Genomic DNA, 1,467 nt, shown 5'->3' with positions numbered 1-1,467 from the left:
GACGCCAACAGAATTCCTGTTGAAATATGGAAAACTCTCTGAGTTTCCAACATTCCAACAGGATAACAATAGCAATTCTGATTGGAATTCTTTAGTTTTGAATGTAGCTAGTTAGGGTAAGATTACAATCTTTATCAATTTGTACATCTTCTTTACCTGTAAGGTAATCCAAAGACACCTCTAAAATATCAGCAATTTTACGAGCAATATCAATAGATGGTAAAACCTCGTTACGCTCGTATCTACCCAACACATTTTTATGAATACCCAAACGGTTTGCTAAATAAGTTTGCGATATTTTTTTTTCTTTTCTTAAATCCGCTACAATAGTTCCGAAATCCATAGTAAGCAACTTTATAGGTTTAAAAAACCTTCCTTATATTTTCAGGCCTACTTGTCCACTTTTTGCTGAAGATTTACAAAGGAGCACGTATTTGCATTGCTTGATGCATTCCTCGCCAAAAGCAAGATGCAGGCGATACTCAAATAAAACAACAACGCCCAATCTTTATCGGATTGGTCGGTATTGACATCTAACCCTCTATTCGATAAATAATTGGGTCTTTATCAAATCCTTCATAAAAAACATGTAATCTACCACAGTTTGGACATTTCACAACTATTTTCATTGCCATATATAATTGTTCAACATCTACTTTTCCCTCGTAATTATCCATTTCTACATCTGAAATCATCAAATATTGATTGGGGCTTGGTATTTCACTTAAGCTAATTACATAATTACAAATACATCTTATTTTTGGCATAACAATAATTATTTCGGCATTATAATAATATTGTACGTTGTCAACGTAAATTGGACACTTAGATCTATCTCCTTAAGGAGAGAATTCTTTTATAAATTTATTAATTTTTGTTGATTATACAATTGCCTTCTCTGGGTAATTGAATTAATTTTTATTTGTTCTCTTTTTCTTAGCATTTGATCTGTTCTACCGAAGTAAACATCTGCTGGTGTTAAGTTTTGTAATGCTTCATAATAGCGTTTTTGATTATAATTATTCACAAACTCGTTTAAAGCTTCCTTGAGCTGCTCTGGATGATAAAAATGATTTAGTTTGACTACATTTTTCATCGTTCTATGATACCTTTCAATTTTGCCCTGCGCCTGCGGATGCATCGGTCTTCCATGTACCTCTTTCATCTTCAAATCATCTTTAAGATAGCTTTTTAGTTCATTTGATACGTAACAAGGACTATTGTCCGATAATAGTTTCGGCTTTGCCTTTGACTTCAACTTTGCTTTGATAATCGCTGTATCTACCGTTCTTTTAACATCTTCAGCTTTCATGGAGTCGCACAATTCCCAATGAATGATGTAGCGACTAAAATCGTCCAAAACTGTACTTAAATAGTACCATCCCCAACCAATAATCTTGAAATAAGTGAAGTCCGTCTGCCACATTTGATGAACAAATGTCGTTTTATCCTTGAACTCATTGGCTG

General features: G+C 33.6%; 3 protein-coding genes. All 3 read right to left on the bottom strand.

The features are described 5' to 3' along the window. Positions 1-91 precede the first annotated feature (91 nt). Positions 92-343, bottom strand: coding sequence for a helix-turn-helix domain-containing protein (locus tag IP023_RS15750; RefSeq protein WP_241791359.1), 252 nt, complete (start codon positions 341-343; stop codon positions 92-94). A 190-nt stretch (positions 344-533) separates the two neighbouring features. After that, entirely contained in the window at positions 534-767 is a 234-nt protein-coding gene (locus IP023_RS15745) for a hypothetical protein (protein ID WP_241791358.1), read from the bottom strand. Between the two features lie 89 nt (positions 768-856). Next, positions 857-1,467, bottom strand: a 611-nt coding sequence (locus IP023_RS15740) for a DDE-type integrase/transposase/recombinase (RefSeq protein WP_241791357.1), incomplete at its 5' end; no start/stop codon positions are given.

The organism is Sphingobacterium rhinopitheci (genome assembly GCF_022627575.1).
In the GTDB taxonomy this organism is placed as follows: domain Bacteria; phylum Bacteroidota; class Bacteroidia; order Sphingobacteriales; family Sphingobacteriaceae; genus Sphingobacterium; species Sphingobacterium rhinopitheci.
This window is presented reverse-complemented; position numbering and strand designations above follow the sequence as displayed.